The organism is Candidatus Omnitrophota bacterium, from assembly GCA_028699255.1.
Taxonomy (GTDB): domain Bacteria; phylum Omnitrophota; class Gorgyraeia; order 2-01-FULL-45-10; family 2-01-FULL-45-10; genus FEN-1322.
On sequence record JAQVUX010000001.1, the window covers coordinates 182,472 to 201,318 of the forward strand.

25 protein-coding genes and 1 tRNA gene are annotated in these 18,847 nt (G+C 48.7%); all 26 read right to left on the reverse strand.

All coding sequences use genetic code 11. The features are described from left to right. Window position 1: 1 nt before the first annotated feature. Window positions 2-820: a thymidylate synthase gene (locus tag PHS46_00985; GenBank protein MDD3905089.1), complete on the reverse strand. Its 819-nt coding sequence runs from the start codon at window positions 818-820 to the stop codon at window positions 2-4. A gap of 4 nt (window positions 821-824) precedes the next feature. After that, window positions 825-1,307, reverse strand: coding sequence for a metallophosphoesterase family protein (locus PHS46_00990; GenBank protein MDD3905090.1), 483 nt, complete (start codon window positions 1,305-1,307; stop codon window positions 825-827). Further along, complete coding sequence (locus tag PHS46_00995; GenBank protein MDD3905091.1) at window positions 1,304-2,935, reverse strand: AAA family ATPase; 1,632 nt, start codon at window positions 2,933-2,935, stop codon at window positions 1,304-1,306. Before PHS46_00995 ends, PHS46_00990 begins: the two co-directional genes overlap by 4 nt. Window positions 2,936-2,947: 12 nt before the next feature. After that, window positions 2,948-3,523, reverse strand: a complete 576-nt coding sequence (locus PHS46_01000) for a LysM peptidoglycan-binding domain-containing M23 family metallopeptidase (GenBank protein ID MDD3905092.1) — start codon at window positions 3,521-3,523, stop codon at window positions 2,948-2,950. A 198-nt stretch (window positions 3,524-3,721) separates the two neighbouring features. Beyond that, window positions 3,722-3,795 (reverse strand) — tRNA-Gly (locus tag PHS46_01005). A gap of 65 nt (window positions 3,796-3,860) precedes the next feature. Then, entirely contained in the window at window positions 3,861-4,760 is a 900-nt protein-coding gene (locus tag PHS46_01010) for a PfkB family carbohydrate kinase (GenBank protein ID MDD3905093.1), read from the reverse strand. Then, window positions 4,757-6,064: a phosphomethylpyrimidine synthase ThiC gene (gene thiC, locus PHS46_01015; GenBank protein MDD3905094.1), complete on the reverse strand. Its 1,308-nt coding sequence runs from the start codon at window positions 6,062-6,064 to the stop codon at window positions 4,757-4,759. Before thiC ends, PHS46_01010 begins: the two co-directional genes overlap by 4 nt. A gap of 1 nt (window position 6,065) precedes the next feature. Beyond that, complete coding sequence (locus tag PHS46_01020) at window positions 6,066-6,497, reverse strand: thiamine-phosphate pyrophosphorylase (GenBank protein ID MDD3905095.1); 432 nt, start codon at window positions 6,495-6,497, stop codon at window positions 6,066-6,068. Further along, window positions 6,494-6,967 (reverse strand): D-glycero-beta-D-manno-heptose 1-phosphate adenylyltransferase, encoded by a 474-nt coding sequence (gene rfaE2, locus PHS46_01025; protein ID MDD3905096.1) that lies wholly within the window; start codon window positions 6,965-6,967, stop codon window positions 6,494-6,496. Before rfaE2 ends, PHS46_01020 begins: the two co-directional genes overlap by 4 nt. Then, window positions 6,964-7,533, reverse strand: coding sequence for a D-sedoheptulose 7-phosphate isomerase (locus PHS46_01030; protein ID MDD3905097.1), 570 nt, complete (start codon window positions 7,531-7,533; stop codon window positions 6,964-6,966). The genes rfaE2 and PHS46_01030 overlap by 4 nt, the downstream gene beginning before the upstream one ends. Window positions 7,534-7,536: 3 nt before the next feature. Next, a complete protein-coding gene (locus PHS46_01035) occupies window positions 7,537-8,571 on the reverse strand; it encodes a 6-phosphofructokinase (GenBank protein MDD3905098.1) in 1,035 nt (344 codons plus the stop codon). A gap of 25 nt (window positions 8,572-8,596) precedes the next feature. After that, complete coding sequence (amaP, locus tag PHS46_01040) at window positions 8,597-9,202, reverse strand: alkaline shock response membrane anchor protein AmaP (protein MDD3905099.1); 606 nt, start codon at window positions 9,200-9,202, stop codon at window positions 8,597-8,599. Continuing rightward, the gene (locus PHS46_01045; protein MDD3905100.1) at window positions 9,199-9,594 is read right to left on the reverse strand and encodes an Asp23/Gls24 family envelope stress response protein; all 396 of its coding nucleotides are present in this window, start codon (window positions 9,592-9,594) and stop codon (window positions 9,199-9,201) included. The genes amaP and PHS46_01045 overlap by 4 nt, the downstream gene beginning before the upstream one ends. A gap of 11 nt (window positions 9,595-9,605) precedes the next feature. Continuing rightward, window positions 9,606-10,955 carry an acetyl-CoA carboxylase biotin carboxylase subunit gene (accC, locus tag PHS46_01050; protein ID MDD3905101.1) on the reverse strand — a complete coding sequence of 450 codons (1,350 nt, stop codon included), beginning with the start codon at window positions 10,953-10,955 and terminating at the stop codon, window positions 9,606-9,608. A gap of 28 nt (window positions 10,956-10,983) precedes the next feature. Next, window positions 10,984-11,433, reverse strand: coding sequence for an acetyl-CoA carboxylase biotin carboxyl carrier protein (gene accB, locus PHS46_01055; GenBank protein ID MDD3905102.1), 450 nt, complete (start codon window positions 11,431-11,433; stop codon window positions 10,984-10,986). A 28-nt stretch (window positions 11,434-11,461) separates the two neighbouring features. After that, a complete protein-coding gene (locus tag PHS46_01060; GenBank protein MDD3905103.1) occupies window positions 11,462-12,517 on the reverse strand; it encodes a Xaa-Pro peptidase family protein in 1,056 nt (351 codons plus the stop codon). Beyond that, a complete protein-coding gene (gene aroQ, locus PHS46_01065) occupies window positions 12,507-12,950 on the reverse strand; it encodes a type II 3-dehydroquinate dehydratase (GenBank protein ID MDD3905104.1) in 444 nt (147 codons plus the stop codon). The genes PHS46_01060 and aroQ overlap by 11 nt, the downstream gene beginning before the upstream one ends. Before the next feature lie 16 nt (window positions 12,951-12,966). Next, window positions 12,967-13,128 (reverse strand): Trm112 family protein, encoded by a 162-nt coding sequence (locus PHS46_01070; GenBank protein MDD3905105.1) that lies wholly within the window; start codon window positions 13,126-13,128, stop codon window positions 12,967-12,969. Next, window positions 13,125-14,123: a lysylphosphatidylglycerol synthase transmembrane domain-containing protein gene (locus PHS46_01075; protein ID MDD3905106.1), complete on the reverse strand. Its 999-nt coding sequence runs from the start codon at window positions 14,121-14,123 to the stop codon at window positions 13,125-13,127. The genes PHS46_01070 and PHS46_01075 overlap by 4 nt, the downstream gene beginning before the upstream one ends. A gap of 45 nt (window positions 14,124-14,168) precedes the next feature. Continuing rightward, complete coding sequence (locus PHS46_01080) at window positions 14,169-15,344, reverse strand: DNA recombination protein RmuC (protein ID MDD3905107.1); 1,176 nt, start codon at window positions 15,342-15,344, stop codon at window positions 14,169-14,171. A 2-nt stretch (window positions 15,345-15,346) separates the two neighbouring features. Next, the gene (locus PHS46_01085) at window positions 15,347-16,132 is read right to left on the reverse strand and encodes a patatin-like phospholipase family protein (protein ID MDD3905108.1); all 786 of its coding nucleotides are present in this window, start codon (window positions 16,130-16,132) and stop codon (window positions 15,347-15,349) included. A gap of 78 nt (window positions 16,133-16,210) precedes the next feature. After that, window positions 16,211-16,381, reverse strand: a complete 171-nt coding sequence (rpsU, locus tag PHS46_01090; GenBank protein MDD3905109.1) for a 30S ribosomal protein S21 — start codon at window positions 16,379-16,381, stop codon at window positions 16,211-16,213. A 112-nt stretch (window positions 16,382-16,493) separates the two neighbouring features. After that, entirely contained in the window at window positions 16,494-16,880 is a 387-nt protein-coding gene (locus PHS46_01095) for an NYN domain-containing protein (protein ID MDD3905110.1), read from the reverse strand. Beyond that, window positions 16,881-17,126: a hypothetical protein gene (locus PHS46_01100; GenBank protein MDD3905111.1), complete on the reverse strand. Its 246-nt coding sequence runs from the start codon at window positions 17,124-17,126 to the stop codon at window positions 16,881-16,883. It abuts the gene before it with no gap. A gap of 15 nt (window positions 17,127-17,141) precedes the next feature. Next, entirely contained in the window at window positions 17,142-18,119 is a 978-nt protein-coding gene (locus tag PHS46_01105; protein MDD3905112.1) for a DHH family phosphoesterase, read from the reverse strand. Between the two features lie 2 nt (window positions 18,120-18,121). After that, on the reverse strand, window positions 18,122-18,766 hold the full coding sequence (locus tag PHS46_01110) for a hypothetical protein (GenBank protein MDD3905113.1): 645 nt from the start codon (window positions 18,764-18,766) through the stop codon (window positions 18,122-18,124). Between the last annotated feature and the right edge of the window lie 81 nt (window positions 18,767-18,847).

Here is an 18,847-nt window from a genome sequence, read left to right on the forward strand (position 1 = left end):
ATCAATCCTTCTTCTCGGAGGCAAGACGAGCTTTCGCATCTTCAAAGAACGGCATAGCGAATTCCGTCGCCCATGTCCGCTCCTCGAACGACCTGCCCGACACCATCTTCTGGAATTTTTTGAAATCTTCATGATAACTTCCGTAAATATGAAAGCTGTCGCTTATATCAACATACCGCCCGACCCGGACATCGGCGCCGATACCTTTTGATATCTCTTCAGCCATGACCCGCTGAAGATCGGTAAGAGCAAATATATTCATAAAGCTCGCCTTGAACGCGTCCCGCGAGCGCCAGTGCGTATTCATGTCAAGCGCGTAACTATTTCCGTCTATCTTAACGAGCCGGCTCCATATCCTCTGCAAACACGGAGGATCGTCGGTTACAGGATCAGTCTTCGGATTCCATGTTATACCCTGCGCGCGCCGCGAATAAGGCGTTTGGATCAGTTTCTTTATCATGTAATCGATCTGGTCGACCGAAATACCCTCTATCGGATATCCTGTAAGCCTCTGGTGATAAGTGTAAGTCCATTTTCCCTCCTCAGGCTTTATCCAATGATCGTGTATGCCAAAAACGACCTCCTGCCGGTACACTTCGAGATCCTCGAGCCCGCCTGGGAATGCCCGATGTATCCTCGGCTCCTTCATCGGCTCGTTAACAACCATTATCATCGTGCAATCCTTACTCATCGGATCGCCGGTCTTGTCGTATTCCGTCTTTATGTCAAGCCCGTCTTTCCACGTCGCCATGACGGCCTTTTCCCAGGCCTCCGGCAGTGTCTCGCCTTCAACTTTTATGACCGGTATATCGTGTTTCATTAAATTATATCCTCACTATTTTTGCTTCCATCTTCTTTTCTGTAATTTCCAGGATGGCATACGTATTCTCGCGCGCGAATACTTTATCTGTCGGACTGCCCGGATTCAGAAAAAGCACCCCGTCCTTTGTAATATTAGTCGGCGCATGCGAATGACCGAATATTATCGCATCTACGCCTTTAAACTCGCCCTTAACCGTTTCGATCATATTCGCCGGGGCGCCATACCCATGTATTAGCCCTATGCTAAAACCCTCTACCTCAAAAACTTCCTTCTCCTGCAATACATGGCGAAGCTCGGCCGAATCCATATTACCGCATACGGCTTTAAGCTTCCTTAGGGCGGATAATTTGTCAAAAAGATCTTTTTCGACAAAATCGCCGGCATGCACTATCATGTCGACATTTTCGATCTCTTTATAAATAGCTTCCGGCAGATCCTGCGCCGAACGCGGCATGTGTGTATCGGAAATTACGAGTATCTTCATAAAACCACCATCCTTTTCATTCCATACGATGCAAAAAACCTGTTCAGCGTCGAAGCATCCCAAATGGATATCTTAAGTTCCTTCGCCAAAAGCTTAGCGTTTTCGTCTATACCGGCGAGCGCTATGAGCACTCTATTGGCTACTTTGTACCCGGAAGTCTTAACACTCTTCAGATAGCTCACAACGTCATTCTCGTTAACAGCGTGTTCATAAACTTCAACCATCCAATAATTTCCGCGGAAAGATGCGGCTATCATACCGTTCCCGTCGGGTAACGGCTTTACCTCGACCTTGGTAAAGTGCGGCAGGCGCATATTCCGCGACTCGATGGAAATAAGTTCATCGCCAAACAAATTGAAAAGTTCCGCGATCCTTGCGGTGGCGCTCTTTTCACATTCCCGGTTATAACCGGATATATACGCCAGAATATCGCTTAAAAAAAGTTTTGCCTTGTCGAAAGTCCCGTCTATAAGCAGGTCCCGCCTCCGCTGATATACGGATTTCAGCCAGAAGGCCAGCAGGACGTCTTCTATCTCGTAAAAGATTCCGTTCTTTACCAGTATGCCGAGTTCCACCAGGCGTGATAACGCCTTAGACACATCTCCGTGCTTCGACTTCAGCCCGCGCGCTATCTCAGACTGTGTATTACCGCCCTCCGCTATGGATATGAGTACAGCCAGATAATTTTCCCTGGATTTCGTATCGAAAATGCTTAAGGTGAAATTCATAAGGTATTGGTGGATAACGCCGTTCGCGTTATAAACCGTATCCAGTATTGCCTTCGCTATTATCTCATCATCTATAAACGTCGATGGCTGTTCGAGGGCGATCTCTTTGGCGCGCTGTGCTATCCTGCCCAGATAGAAAGGATTTCCGCCGGTGAACATTATAAGAAACTTTTTTAAAAATACTGTCGTCTCTAAGGCCGCAAAACGCATATCTATAAAACGCTCGGATGTTTTGTTATCAAAGTTCGCGACCTTTACTATTTCGAAATTACCGAACAGAAGCGATAGCTTTTCGGAAATTATTTTTTTTATTGCCTCATTACGTGAGCTGGACACGATATACATCGTATCCTTCTGCACCATTATCACCTTGCCAAAACTTAAGAAAGGGTTCTTTATACCAAGGTGCTCGAGGTTGTCGAACTCGTCAAGGATCACGACGCAGGAGAATCCGGTCTCTTCTTTTAGCACCGAGGTCAACCCTAAGAGCCCTACATACGCCTCATCCAGATCGTTCCTGTCGATCGCCGCGTTGATCTGTTTGGTTATCTGGAATGTCTTGGGGAGGGATTTCTGGGCGAGCTCAAGGAGTAGCGGCATCTCGGCCTCGACAGCCTCCCCCTTCTTCTTAAGCGCGTTGTAAAGCACTGTCGCTATAAGCTTATTGGCGAACGCCCGGAACGGCTCCCTTACCACTTCAATATATACGGGTATAAACCCTTCGGTATTTACCGTATGGAGAAAATGCAGGATGATCGAGGATTTACCTGACAGGCTCTGCCCGGTGAGAGCTACGTTCTGCCGGTAGCCGTCTTTCAGCGCGGAAACGCGCTTATTCAAAAGCTCCAACACCTCCCGCCGTCCAAAAAACTTATCCCCTGTAACCGGTTCTGAAAACATAATAGCCTCTTTTTAATGCGGCAGGTAATAAAATGGATTTTGCGGCTCGCCATCCCTTCGTATCTCGAAGTGGAGCATCGCGCCTTTTGCCCTGCCCGTATTACCGACTTTTGCTATCACCATGTTTTGAGCTACCTGATCCCCTATCTTTACGAGGATATCTGAATTGTACGCATATACCGTCTGATAACCATCTCCGTGATCGAGTATAACCGTCTTGCCTAACCCTTTAAGGAATTGGTCGCAATACACGACCCTTCCCGATCTCGAGGCCCTGACGCCCGCGCCTTGAGGAGCTTTTATATCAACGCCTTTACTGGTAACGCTATCCACTGTCGCACCGAATGAAGTTGCCAATGCGCCGCGTAAGGGCCATATAAAAGATTGCCCCGGAACAGCGTAGTTGGACACCTCTACCGGAGATATAGTCTGCGAGCGAGGTATCAGAAGAACCTGACCGCTCTCGATCGTGCCGGTATACAATACGGAATTAACCCTGATAAGCGCCTGCAGATCCACGCCGTAATTTCGCGAAATACTCCAGAGTGTCTCGCCGCGGCGGACAGTATGATATAACGCGCCGGGTATCTGCGCCTTCTTCTCAATAATCTTTTCCTTCTTCGGCGCCGTCGCGCATCCGGCAACGGTAAGAGCCAGGAGAAGTATGAGGGCGAAACTTGCGACGGATTTTTTCGAAAGCTCGTGAGTATGCTTCGATTTTTCGGAGAAAAATCGAAGCGTCTCAAACCCCAGGACCTGGAAATCTTCGTAGAAAGATTTCCAGAGTGGAGCGAGCGAGGGGAATCGAACCCCCGTAGCCAGCTTGGGAAGCTGGTATTCTACCATTGAACTACGCTCGCGATTTGATGCCATCTCACTCTTTCAAATCGTCCCGCCAATATTTTAATTGGGCGGGACAATTTTTTTAAAATTTCGTTATCTCTTTAAAATGTTTGTACCGCAGATTGATCTCATCGGTAGATATCTCGAGCATCCTGTCGACCGAGAACCCCTCGACCACGAATGACGCGAGAATACTGCCGTATATTATACTCTTTCTTACACTCGCCTCATTCACTTTTCCGACCTTACTCAAATACCCTATCATGCCCCCGGCAAATGTATCTCCAGCGCCGGTCGGATCGTAAACTGTCTCCAAAAGATACGCGGGCGCTATAAAATGCGAATCTTTCGAAAAATATATAACCCCGTGTTCACCTTTCTTTATTATTACCGCTTTTGGACCGAAATCCACGATAAGGCGCGCCGCCCTCATAAGGTTCGGCTCGCCGGTAAATTGCCGCGCCTCGGAATCGTTCAAAAGCAATATGTCCACTTTATCGAGAAGCTTTTCGAATTCTTTCTTCTTATGCTCCAGCCAGTAGTTCATCGAATCGCACGCCACGAGCTTCGGATGGTCCATCTGTTTTAATACGTTGTATTGCAATTCGGGATCGATATTGGCCAGGAATACGAATTCGGATTTACGAAGCGCGCGCGGCACATCAGGCTTAAAGTCCTTGAATACATTTAAATGTGTGCTCACCGTGTGCGCGGTGTTAAGATCGTAGTCATACCAGCCCTTCCACCTGAATGTCTTGCCGCGCGCCACATGCAGGCCATCTGTACCAATGCCTTTATTTTTGAAAAGGTTTATGTATTTCTTCGGGAAATCTTCGCCCACGGTCGCCACGATGTTTACTTTATTAAAAAACGATGCCGCCATCGAAAAATACGTCGCCGATCCGCCGAGAGCTTCTTCGCGCTTGCCAAACGGCGTCTTCACCGAATCTATCGCTACCGAACCTACCACAAGTATGCTCATTTATGATTTACTCCCGCGCATTCACGTTTTAACGCTTTTTCCGAGATCTTTATCGAACAATATTCGCCGCACATCGTGCAGACGTCCTTTACGCCGGGTTTCGACGTGGCGCGATACGCCCGGGGACGAACTTTGTCGATGGCAAACGCAAACTGCTTTTCCCAATTCCGCTCTCTTCTTGCCTTCGATATCGCGTTATCCTGCGCGAAGGCGCCCTTCACGCCCTTGGCGATGTCTCCGGCATGAGCCGCTATCTTTGAAGCGATAACACCTTCTCTGACATCCTCAATCGACGGAAGTCTCAAATGTTCCGACGGCGTGACGTAACACAGGAAATCCGCGCCCTTACTCGAGGCTATCGCACCGCCTATCGCCGCGGTAATGTGGTCATAGCCCGGGGCTGTATCCGTTACAAGCGGACCCAGCACATAGAACGGCGCTCCGTTACAGATCGACTTCTCCAGCATTACATTGGCCTCGATCTGGTTTATCGGAACGTGCCCCGGCCCTTCTATCATGACTTGAACACCTTTCGCAAGCGCCCTCTTCTGCAGTTCTCCCAGCGTAATTAATTCCATGATCTGCGGAGAGTCGGTAGCGTCAGCAATAGCTCCGGGCCGCAAACCGTCGCCCAGCGAAAGCGTAACATCGTATCGCCTGGCTATATCGATAACCTCGTCGAAGCGTTCATAGAAGGGGTTCTCCCTGTCGTTTTCCAATATCCATTCCGCGAGAAACGCGCCGCCACGACTTACAATGTCGAGTACCCTCGGACTGTTTTTAAGCGTTTTTAACACGCTTGAAGTAACGCCTGCGTGTATTGTAAAGAAATCTACGCCTTCTTTTGCTTGAGCCTCCAGCACACCGAGCATGTAGTCGGCAGGAATATTTCTGATAGATCCATAATCTTTTAATCCTGATATAACCATCTGGTATATAGGCACCGTCCCGACCGGCACCGAACACGCGGCTAAAATTTTCTGACGTGTTTTGGTTATCATAGGACCGGTCGAAAGGTCCATGATAGCATCCGCGCCGGCCGCTATAGCGGCTTCCATTTTTTTAAGTTCGCAGGATATTCCGGAAGAGTCCTTTGAAGTGCCGATATTGGCATTGATCTTGGTCTTCAAGCCCTTGCCGATAGCGCAAGGCTTCAATATATCGCGAAGACGATTCTTCGGAAGGACTATCGTGCCGCCTTCAAGACCTTTTCGTATAATTTCCGGGCTGACGGATTCATCGCGGGCCGTTATCTTCATTTCCGGTGAGAGCTTGCCCGATCTCGCTATATCTATCTGTGTCATTCTACAACCGCTTCCTTTTTAATTGCTTCAAAACATTCTTTTCTATCGCGTAAACCTTAAATCTTAGGCCGCAAAACCGCGATGACGCGCCTGCATCTATAAGCTTAAAAAACTCTTCCAGCACCCGCAAGCTCTCCTTCACGCGCTCGATGTTCGCCGCGAATATATCAGCCGCCCCGGATCGCTTCATCTCCGTAGAGTGGCGCGAGCACCTCAGCACATCGCTATCCGAATCACGCGACGCCGCCAACGCGCCGGTCGTATCGACCGAGCATTTCATTATTTTACAGATGCTGTGCCTTACCGATTTCAGATCCTGTGTAAGCGGCCGGGAATTCAGGACAAAACGCGTTATCTCTTCGCAAACCCTCAAGCCCTCACGGGATCTGTTAAGATTGGCGTCGATTATGCGATATATTTCTTTCTTTATCATTTAGCCTTCATTCGCTCGACTATGGATGTCGTAGAATACCCCTTCACGAATGGTATCGTCGTCACCCTGCCGCCGTAGGAACTTACAAAATCAGCGCCTACTATTTCTTTAATCTTCCAGTCGCCACCCTTGACCAGGATATCGGGCTTTATCTTTTTTATAAGATTCCCCGGCGTATCGTCTCCAAAGATTACGATATAATCCACGAACGACAATGCGGATAAAATCAGCGCGCGGTCTTTTTCTTTATTGATAGGCCGGCCTTTACCTTTCAAGCGTCTCACGGAGCTGTCGCTATTCAATCCTATAACAAGAATATCGCCCAGATCCCGCGCCCTGGAAAGATAATCGACATGTCCGACATGGATAATATCAAAACAGCCGTTTGTAAAAACTATTTTTTTGTCACGACGTCTCAGTCGGGATACGATCCCGCCGATAGCGGACAGACTCTTCAGCTTACTCTTCATTTACAAAGCTCCGCTTCAACCAACTCACATATTATATGCCCTGCCAGAATATGCGACTCCTGGATCCTGGGCGTATCTTTTGAATTAACGGAAATGATGACGTCGCATATCTGTTTCATTGCGCCGCCGGTCGCGCCGGTAAAACCTATGGTCTTAAGCCCCATCTCTTTGGCCTTCTGGAGCGCCGCGACAACATTCTTTGAATCGCCGCTCGTCGAAAGCCCCACAGCGACATCGCCTTCCTTGCCGAGCGCCTCGATCTGGCGAACGAAAACCGCTTCGTAACCGTAATCGTTGGCCAGGGCCGTGAGCGTAGACGTGTTGGTCGTAAGCGCAATGGCCGCCAGGCCGCGACGCTCCTTCTTGAACCTGCCAACCAGCTCCGCGACTATGTGCTGGCTATCGGCCGCGCTCCCACCGTTACCAAAAACAAGCGCCTTGCCGCCCATCCTGAGCGAACTTATTATGAGCCTGGCCGTCTTTTCGATATTCTCAACCTGTTTTGAATGCAGGTCTTCCTGCGCCTCGATCGATTGCTCTATTCTCGCTTTTATTGTGCTTTTCATTTTTTATCCAAAGAATGTCGATGCCATATCGTAGAACTTCGTATCAACGGTCTTGAGAGTGCCAACCGCATCGTCCAACGGAACTTCGCGTATCTCTGTTCCCGCGAGGCTCGCCATATAACCGAACTTCTTCGCCAGCACCAGTTCCATCGCTTTCACGCCGAACCTCGTGCCGAGCACGCGATCGAACGCGGTAGGCGATCCGCCCCTCTGTATGTGCCCGAGAACCGTTACGCGCGTCTCGAATTTCGTCCTCTTCTCGACTTCCTCAGCCAGCATCTCGCCGATACCGCCAAGCCGAACATGGCCGAACGCGTCGAGACTCCTCTCTTTGGTCACAACCTGACCGGCCTTGAACTCCGCACCTTCCGCTACAACCACTATCGAGAACTGCTTACCACGGCTGTGGCGCTGTTTTAACAGCGCGCAAACCTCGTCGAGATCTATCGGACGCTCAGGGATCAATATGACATCCGCGCCTGCCGCGAGCCCGGAATGGATCGCTATCCATCCCGCGTGCCTGCCCATAACCTCAACGACCATTATCCTGTGATGACTTTCGGCGGTGGTATGAAGGCGGTCGATCGCTTCCATCGCCACGTTGACAGCCGTGTCGAAACCGAATGTATAGTCTGTAGCGTTCAGGTCGTTATCGATCGTCTTGGGAACCCCTACAACGTTTAAGCCCTTACCCTCTTTACAAAGTTTATTAGCAACCCCTAATGTGTCTTCGCCGCCTATCGCTATCAGCGCATCCAGCTTCAGTTTTTTATATGTCTCGGCGACCTTGGCAACATCGCCCGGATTTTTGTACGGATTCGTCCTGGATGTTCCTAATATCGTACCGCCTCTCGGCAATATCCCGGCGATGGCGTTCAAGTCCAGATCCATAGTATCGGCCTGAACCAGGCCTTTCCATCCGTTTTTAATACCGATAACTTTTACGTTATTCTGCAACGCTTTTCTGACAATACCTCTTATAACCGCGTTCAATCCCGGGCAATCGCCCCCACCCGTCAAAACCCCTATCCTTTCCATCTTCTCTACCCTTTCCTTTTTTAAATTAGTAATTTCCGTACTCGATACTGCCCCTGAACTGCGGAGGCTTCTCATCCTTACCCGGCCTCTTCGGCGGTTCTTCTTTATGCACTATCTTTACTATGTGCACCCTGATATTTATCGGCTCGTCAACACCCAGCATCTCCTGCACGCGCGTCTTCACGATATTCTGTATCTTCTCCGTCATCTCAGGAATATTCACGTCGGAATACAGGGTTATCCGGTTTATAATCAATATCCCTTTCTTGCTTGCTTTAACGCTGGGCCTGAGTTCTTTTACCTCCGGGAGCTGTTTTAACGACCTCTTTATGAAATCCTCGATGGCGCTTAAGGATATCGTCACCTGGCCGTCCGGATTTTCAAACGCTATCGTCTTTTCTCTCTGTATCTTGCCCAGAGTCAGTTGTACCACCAGAATGCTGATGAATATCAGTATTATACCCGTAAGTCCGAGTATCAGCCGCATATTGGCTGTCGCGTATAAAGCGATAACGCTGTCTACTATCGTATCCTGTGGAAGAAGATTCAGCGACATGGCGATGAACAGCCCTCCTAAAAATAGAAAAACTATTGTGTAGAAAAATAAGGTCAATCCGCTTACTATTTTCATGGTCTCCTCTCCTTCTCTATCGGGGTATGCGGCCGCACGCCTTCGACTACGATGTCAACTTCCGACGGGACGAGCCCCGCCATCTTTTCAACGGCTCTTTTAACGTTCTCCTGCACCTCGTCCGCCACCCTTGGTATGTCCACACCGTATTCCACAACGATAAATACCGTAAGGCTTATCTCGCCGTCCTTCATCGATATCCTTACGCCCCGCGAAGAGAATCTGTTCAGAAGCGAATCGATAAACGCTTTCGGCGTACCGCCGCCCATCCTGCAAACCCCCCTGACCTCCATCGCGGCAACTGAAGCAATGGCGGAGATCGCTTCATTGGATATTCTTACTACGCCCAGCTCGGTCGATCTGTCTCTGTGTGTCTCGTCATTTTTTGGCATACATACCTCTCTTACTCGCCTTTTTCAAAAAGCCGCTCGACAAAATCAGTCGAGAATTTACCGCGCAGAAACGCGGGATTACTCATAACTCTCCTGTGAAAAGGTATGGTAGTCTTTATCGGCTCAACAACAAACTCATCAAGCGCCCGCTTGCATATATTAATAGCGTCGGTCCTGTCCTTCCCGTGAACTATGAGCTTACCGACCATCGAATCGTAGAACGGCGGTATGTCGTATCCGCTATAGACGTGAGTATCAAGCCTGACGCCGCGTCCGCCGGGCAGATGTAATGTGGTTATCTTCCCGGGCGAAGGCATAAAATCGTTATCCGGATCCTCCGCGTTTATCCTGCACTCGATGGCGCTACCCGTAAACTTAATATCTTCCTGTTTGTATTTGATCTTCTCGCCCGCGGCGATCCTTATCTGTTCTTTGATAAGATCTATGCCGGTAACCGCTTCGGTTATGGGATGCTCAACCTGTATACGCGTATTCATCTCCATAAAATAGAACGAATGGTCTTCGTCGAGCAAAAACTCTACCGTGCCGGCATTCACGTATCCTATCGATTTCGCGCACTTCACGGCCGCTTCGCCCATCTTTTTCCGCAATTTGGCGTCCAGCACCGGCGAGGGGGTCTCCTCGATGAGTTTTTGATGACGTCTCTGTATTGTGCAATCCCTCTCGCCCAGATGCACTACATGACCCGAGGCGTCGCCTAAGATCTGCATCTCTATATGCCGGGGACGCTCTATATACTTTTCGATGTACACGTCCGGGTTGCCGAATGCGGCTTCCGCCTCGCGTTGAGCCGTAAGCAGAGCGCTCACGAGCCGAACATCGTTATGGCATATGCGCATCCCTTTGCCGCCGCCACCGGCCGCGGCCTTTACGATAACCGGGTACTTCATCTCCTTGGCTATTTTGAGAGCATCCTCTTTAGTTTTTACTATAGTCTTACTACCGGGTATTATAGGCACGCCGGCTTTTCTGGCTGAGTCTTTGGCGGCCATCTTGTCACCCATCTTTCGTATATTATCCGGGGTCGGCCCGATAAATTTGACCTTGCACGATTCGCATATTTCGGCAAAATGCGCATCCTCAGCGAGAAATCCGTATCCGGGATGTATGGCCTCGACGTCGGTTATCTCGGCGGCGGAAATGATGCTCGGTATATTCAGGTAACTCGAAGAGCTCGCGGCGGAGCCTATGCATATGGCCTCGTCGGCGTATTTCACATGGAGAGAGCTTATGTCGGGTTGTGAATATACCGCGACAGTACGTATACCCATCTCCTTACAGGCCCTGATAATACGTAACGCCACCTCACCCCTGTTAGCTATCAATATTTTTGTAAACATTCAAACTCCTATGGCTATTTTAAACTTTTCAAGCCGGCTCTATCACGAAAAGCACCTGCGCAAATTCAACCGGCTCGGCGTTATCAGCCTGTATCTCTACGATTTTACCCTTAACTTCGGATTTTATCTCATTCATAAGTTTCATCGCCTCGATGATACATATCACCTGGCCCGGGCCTATCACATCACCGACATTAACATACGCCGCGGCTTCCGGCGAAGGTGAACGATAGAACGTACCTACCATCGGCGCCTTTATCTCCACAATATTTCTCTTCTCCGCTTTTTCCGGCGGCGGCACCGTCGGTTTGCCACCCTGCGAGGGGTGATGGGGCATCACATATTCCACGGCTTTTTCGTAAGCGCCGCTGGAACCTTTCTTAAGCCGGATACGAACACCATCTTTCTCCACTTCGAGTTCGGTCAAACCGTTCTCGTTCATAAGGCTAATCATGTCTTTTATTTCTTTAATATACATCCTTTTTCCTCCGCGTTAATTCCAATTACTACCTGGACAAGACCTCACATCCTTTTTCCGTAACAAGGACCATATCCTCTATCCTTACCCCACCCAATCCCGGCATATAAATAGCCGGCTCGATCGTAAAAACCATACCCGGCCTGGCAGTCTCAGAGCTCAACGATGAAACCGACGGAGCTTCGTGTACTTCCATGCCTACTCCATGCCCGAGCGCATGGCCGAAATATTTACCGTAACCTTCTCCGGCGATGTCAGTCCTGGCCGCGGCGTCTATGTCTGCAAGCTTTGCCCCCGGCCGCACGGCTTTTATTGCAGATACCTGCGCAGTCTGTACCACATCCGCTATCTTCGCGATCCTGCTATTGAGCTTACCCGTCACGACCATGCGCGTAAGATCCGAGTTATAACCCGCGAGAGAGCACCCGAGATCGATCATCACGAGATCGTTACGCGATATCTTGCGGGGTGTCGGTAGCGCATGCGGCATTGAGGAATTCGCGCCCGCGGCCACTATGGGCGAAAAATTCGACTTAGCGCCCGCGCCCAGGTACATCATCTCGATCTTCCTGGCTATGAACTCTTCACTGACCCCGGGCTTCACAAGACGCCGGATACGCGCTAAAACACTCTTAGTAAGCCGTAGCGACTCTTTAATGAGCTGAATCTCCCGGCTGTCTTTTATGATCCGCAAGCCCTCGACTAAGCCGGTCGTCGGGACGAGAACACTCCCCGCAACAATCTTCTTTAAACGCACCACGACCGAGTAAGGCAGGTTCGTCGACTCAAAACCTATACGATTCAACTTGTGCTCGGAAGCGATCTCACGTATTACCTCATAAAGCGTCTTCCCGGCCAGTATAACCTCAAACCCTTTCACGGTTTTTTTCACATGCTCTACATACCGCGAATCGGTTATAAAAAAGCTCTTACCCCGCGTAACCAGTATGACGGCGTCATGCCCGTCAAAACCGCTCACATACGAAACATTCACATCCCTCGCAATCAAAAACGCGTCAAGCTGTACGTCGCAAAGCCTTTGTTTTAAAAGAGCGATTCGTTTTGCAAAAACCTTACTTATCATCGTCTATCAGTCCAATCGCCGCTGTAAGCCCCAGAAGGTAACTTGCCTTACCAAAACCGCATACCTGCCCCTTAGCAACGGGCGCTATGAGCGAGGTATGCCTAAACTCTTCACGTCCGTATATATTTGAAAGGTGCACCTCAACCGTAGGTATTTTGACAGCGGCCACAGCATCCCGTATCGCTACGCTGGTGTGAGTATACGCGGCGGGATTTATGAGTATGGCGTCGAATTTTCCCATAGCGTGTCCTATCGCATCGACTATATCGCCCTCGTGGTTGGACTGTATTATTTCGAGGGACACCTTCCTTGACGATGCCGCTTCCTTGAGCGCCTTATTTATCTCATCTATCGTAACGCTACCGTAAACATTGACCTCCCGGGCTCCTAAAAGATCGAGATTCGGCCCATGTATCACCAGTATCTTACGCATGCCTTTAACCTTTCGTTTAAGATATATCTTCCGCTTCCTCGATAAGCATCACGGGGATGCCATCCTTTACGGGATACGCCTTTTTACATTTCGCGCAAATTATCTTATCGCCCTTCAGTTCCACGCCGCTTTTGCAAGCCGGACAGGCAAGTATATCCATAAGCTCTTTATCTATCATGCCGCTTCAACCTCCTCGTCCTCTTTTTCGATCTTTTCGATATCTCCCCATTTCATCTTGAATTGGGGGCTGAAGGCATAGATAAGGCCGCCGGCAACGCTTACAACGAGAAGCATCATGAACCAAAGTATACCAACAGCAAACGCACTCTCTTTGCCGATGACCGGGCCTAAGAGCATTACCGTCGAGCCTTCCCTGACACCGAGGCCATTTATCGACGGCAACAGACTGATCGCGCAAATTATCGGCATCCGTAACAGTATGTCGAGCGGAGGTATTATCGCGCCTATGCTGGCCGCTATTACCCCTATGCTCACGAAAAACAACGCCTGACTTACCACGGATATGATAAGCGCTTTCCACAGCATACCCGAATGTTTTTTGTAAGAATGGATCGCGTTATAAATCCGTCTCAATTTATCTTCCATCGGCTTGATAAAAAATAACAAGACGGAAAATTTCTTCGCAAAATTTTTATTCATACTAAAAACTATGGCAAGGAGCGAGCAGAGAGTTATTGCGTATATCATGCACTTTACATTCACATCTATGAATTGATTCTTCACGAATAATAATGCCGCCGCGGCCATAAATATCATAGTTATCAGGCCAATGACTCTGTCAATAAATATAGAAGTGAAGGAACCGAGCTTTTCAGCGCTCTTTTTGGAAAGATAGTACGCTTTAGCAACATCCCCGCCTATCGAGGTGGGTAAGAAATTATTAAAGAAGTATCCTATGAAGGTTAATGAAAATGCCTCGGCGAATGTTACGGTTGTTCCCGATTGGGCATTGATTATAAGCACCATGCGAAAAGAAGCGAAACCCATAGCCAGCACAAATGCCGCAATAGCCAGTATCAGGAGGAGTGGCTGGGAACCTTTTATCGCGCTCCATATTTCGTCGTACTTACCCCTCATAATATATAATAATAGTACTATAAGGCCGACGCTTATGAATGTCCTCAACGCTATGGAAATAATGCGTTTTTTCATAGGAATAGTAATTTAACACAAGGCAGGTTATAAGTAAAGCGGAAATTACCTGGATTCTTCCAATGCCTCGAGCTGGTCGAGCTCGCCTTCTATGACATTCGCCTCAGGGATGCCCTTCTGGCGCCTTAAATCCTCTATCTTCCTGATTGGGCGGTCGAGCTTAGTACGCCTGGTGGAGGTGAGAGTATCATACTCATCCTGCACCGCTTTTATTTTGTCGCCCAGTTTGTCGAATGAAGTTATGAAGGCATCCCACTGCTTATTAAACGCGCCCAGGAGCGACAGTATCTGGGACGCCGTCTTCTCAAGATTGAAATTATCCACCGCCTGTCGTATGACAGCCAGGATCGCGTAAAGAGTAAGCGGCGAACATACAATGACCTTGGACCTTAACGCATCATCAAGAAGTGACCGGTCATTCTCGTTTATAAAGGCATAGGCTTGCTCATTTGGGATGAACACGATGACATAATCGAGCGTCTTCTCTTCCGGATTTATGTAATCCCGGCTTGTAACCTCTTTAATCCTCGTCCTGGCATCGCGTAGGAACTGATCCCGGAAACGCTGTCTTTCCGTATCATTCTCCACTTCGAGGTAGCGCAGATATCCATTCAGCGGAAATTTTACGTCCATATTAACTTTAAGCCCCTGCGGTAGCAGGAATGTATAATCAGGCCGCGTATTTACCGTACTCTGAGCCTTCTCTTTCAGGTAATTGATCCCCTCGATAAAGCCCGCCAGCCGCAATATGTCTTCGGCTATACGCCCGCCCCACTGCCCGCGTGAAGCGGTGCCGGTCAAGGCACTGCGCAACTGCGTAGTAACGTCTCTCAGCTCACCGGTTTGTTGGGCGGTAACTTTCAGCTGATTGGAGAGTTCACCAAACTTCATCTCTCTGTCTTTTTCGAAATCCGAAACGATCCGCTGTACATTCTGCAGTTCCTGCTTCATCGCATCGAGGGTCTGGTCTATAAACTTTTTCTTACCTTCAAGATCCTTCTCGCCCAGATTCATCTGCTTCGACAGGGTTTCGTTCGCTATCTTTAGAAACTCGGTAGTATTTTTCGATAACGCCTCCATGGAAAGCGCGCCGAAAGATTCCTTCAGATTGGCCATGACAGACTTAGCTTCCTCATCCTTAAGCCCTTTCGACCGGTTAAACCAGCCAAATAGCGCCAAGGCGACTATGCAAACGAATACACCTGCTATAAATCCCAACATTGCTACAACCTCATATCTTTCCTTAATTGCGGCATTGCGTTTTGCGCCGCCTCAATGCCCAGTTGCACAGACTCCCGCGATCTTTCGAAAGCCACCTGGTCAATATGTCCAAGGTTTACTTTTATGACAAAATCGGCATCGATCGCCTGGTATTTATTCAGCTCTTCACCCGTTATCTGGAACGCCTGCAATAATATCTGGAATACGTTCTTTATAGGCCCTTCTTTTACACAGAAACCCACATCGACAGCCAGCACATACTCGGCGCCCAGAGCCCTGGCTATTTTAGTAGGCACGCTATTCTTGATTCCGCCGTCGACTAAAAGCTTCCCGCCGATGCTTACCGGGTTGAATATACCGGGCCACGAGCAACTTGCGCGGATCGACTTTACCAGGTCTCCCGACTGATGAACGACCTCCTCGCCCGTTTCTATATTTGTCGTTACGGCCGCGAAAGGTATCTTGCAATCGGTAAAGGCTGAATTGTCAATAAGTCCGCGTATGGCTAACTCGAGCTTTCCACCCGCCAATAAACCCATCCTCGGTATCGTAGGATCCATCAGCTTATTCGCTGTAAACGAGTAAGCCATCTCCTCCATCTTGTGGATGGGTATTCCAAGCGCATATCCGGCACCGATGAGGGCGCCCATGCTGGTGCCAACTACCATGTCTACAGGTATCCTCTCGGCTTGCAGGACTTTCAGAACGCCTATGTGCGCTATACCGCGGGCCGACCCCCCGCCGAGCACCAATGCCACTTTTTTCTTATGTTTAAGAAAATCGAACATACCGCCCTCCTAAAAACAACGAAGCCGTCCTCTAAACTCTCTTAGAAGCGGCTTCATTGTAAAATCATGGCGCCTTCCTTAGAATGCCTTCCATCCCATTTTTCTCTTGCGGCGTTTCCGCTCACTGGGCTTCTCGTAGTGTTTTCTTGCTTTAAGCGTCTTAAGAATGCCTTCTATCTCTATCTTTTTTTTGAAACGTCTTAGCGCCTTTTCCAGCGGCTCATGTTCCCCAACGCTGACCTTCGGCATTATATCTCACCCCTTTACAATAACCGCGCAGGTTATCTCATATTAAAACCTGTTCGATCTACACGGCTGACTTTAGATTATTGCATAATAATAGCATTTAAATATGTAAACGTCAAGCGTCTTTAAGTTTACTCCAAAACTCGCCCGACTTCAGCGGCACCGCATAACGGCTTTTCGCATAATAATAAATATCTCCGTCGGAACTTACAACTCTGAGATTGCCCCTCTGCCTCTCCGGGACATCGTCGATAAATCTTTTGATATACGCGTCGGCGTCTTTTGCGGGAACTATTTTAAGTTGGGCGGTATTAGTGTATCGCATGTCTAAAAATTCATGAGCGCTGTCGAATACTATAATTACCGGATCTTTCCGCGTGCGCTGAAAATCGCGCAAATACGCTATCAGCGCCGCCGCCGAGCGGAGCGAATCGCCATCGATATCGTCTATGCAGGAACTCCTGTCCCTTATAAGGTTCCAACCGTCGATTATTATCGGCATCTATGTCTGCATAATGCTTTTTATGTCTTCCATCTGTTTGATTACAACACGGCATATTTCGGCGGTAGTCATTATCAACCACACTGTGATAATAAGCACTGCTATAGTCAGAAATATTTTGTGCAGTTTTTTTAACGCCGGGCTGAGCCACACAAGCGGCAGAGCAAAAGGCCCCGCCGCCAATAACGCGACTATTACCCATATCGGCCTGTAATACCATTTGACCGCGATCGTATCTTCAGCCATTCAGATACCGCCCTTTTATCTCGCGCTCTCTTTTTCTTTATCCAGCAAGTCATCCGTATGCCGCAAAAACTCCTGGATAGCCCCGCGATTGTTAGGGATAGAGCATCCCGCGACATCGAAGTGCCCGCCGCCGCCATAACGCTCGGCAACACTGGCCACATTTATATTATCCTTCGATCTTAAGCTCACTCTCAAAACATTATTACCGTTCTCGCGGAATAACACCGCTATGTCCACCTTCTTTATCGCCCGCATCTCATCGGGCACGGCATCGACATCATCATCCTGGCCTTTCACGCGGCTAAAATCCCTCTTCCTTATAATCGACCAGGCAATCCTGCCGGATCTTCGGAATTTGCTTCGGGCAAGACAGATACCAGAAAGTATAGTAGACTCTTTCGTTCTCGACCAGAATATCGCTTCGACTAATTCATAAAAATTCACGCCGGCGCGGATGAGTTCGGTGCAAACCTCGAATGTATAAGAACGCACGCTGGGAAGCCTAAAAGAGTTCGTCTCCACTATAATGGACGTCATCAGATTGTCCGCGATCTCCTGAGTGATGGGGACGCGTAACTTTTTTAAAAGTTCATACACCATCTCGCCGACAGCCGCGGCATCACAGTCGACAAATGTTACATCGCCGAAGGGCCGCCTAAAATCATGATGATCTATCTCGAGGATCTCCCTGGCGCCGATAAATGCATCGTAAGCGGGTCCAAGTACTTCTTTGTTACTGCAATCGACAGATATGGCAAGATCTACTGTAGATTTTTTCAATCTCCGTCGGATGCGTGACGCGCCGGGCAATTTCCTGTACCGCTTGGGAACACCGTCATAACTGATCATATAAACACGCTTGCCCAGCTTTTCCAGACCGAGGCCGAGGGACAGTAGCGAACCTATGGAGTCACCGTCGGGATTTATATGGCCTGAAATAACTATGTCTTTCGCGGCCATTATGCAGTTTTTTGCCCTGATAAGCCCGTCCATACTTATGAAACCTCACTCTCCAATTTAGCTATAAGCCCCGATATCTCTTTTAAAAGTCCGACACTCAGGAACTTTTGCGCTTCCATGCCGGTTTTTAACGCCTTCAAGGAAGATATGACCCTCTTCACGAATACTATCTTCCGGGCCTGGCGCGCGTCTTCGGGTGAAAGCTCTTCGCGTTCTCTTATAAGGGCGGTAAGATCTTTTTTAAGCTGCCCCGTATCTTTGCCTGTCTCAAGCACATCTTTTTTGAAACGCTGATAATCGTCTTTATCTATCGTATTTTTATTCTTAGCTAATCGCAGAAGATTAACCGCTTCATAACTCGGCACTGCGGCGGGCGAACTATCGTCGGAGTGATCTTTCTGCAGGTAAGCCGGCTCTTCTTTTTCGAGGAAGTAATAGGACTTAAGGAGCTTCATAGCCGTGGTCTTCTTAATACCTATCTCCTTCTGGGTATACGCATCGAATGTTATATAACCCCACTCTTTGTACGATTTATCTTTCCATACGGAATACAGGGCCTGCCCCAACGCAACCCAGGATGATTTAAAATCTTTTGCGGCCTGGAGAACGGTATATCGGACCGAATCTTTATCGATCCCGCCCATCTTCTCATCTAACCTTTCAAGTGTATTTGTCTTCATGCGTCTCCTTTGAACATGATTATATAATAAAACACGGGATTTTTAAACTTTATTATTCACTGAAAATTTTGGGTTGACAGT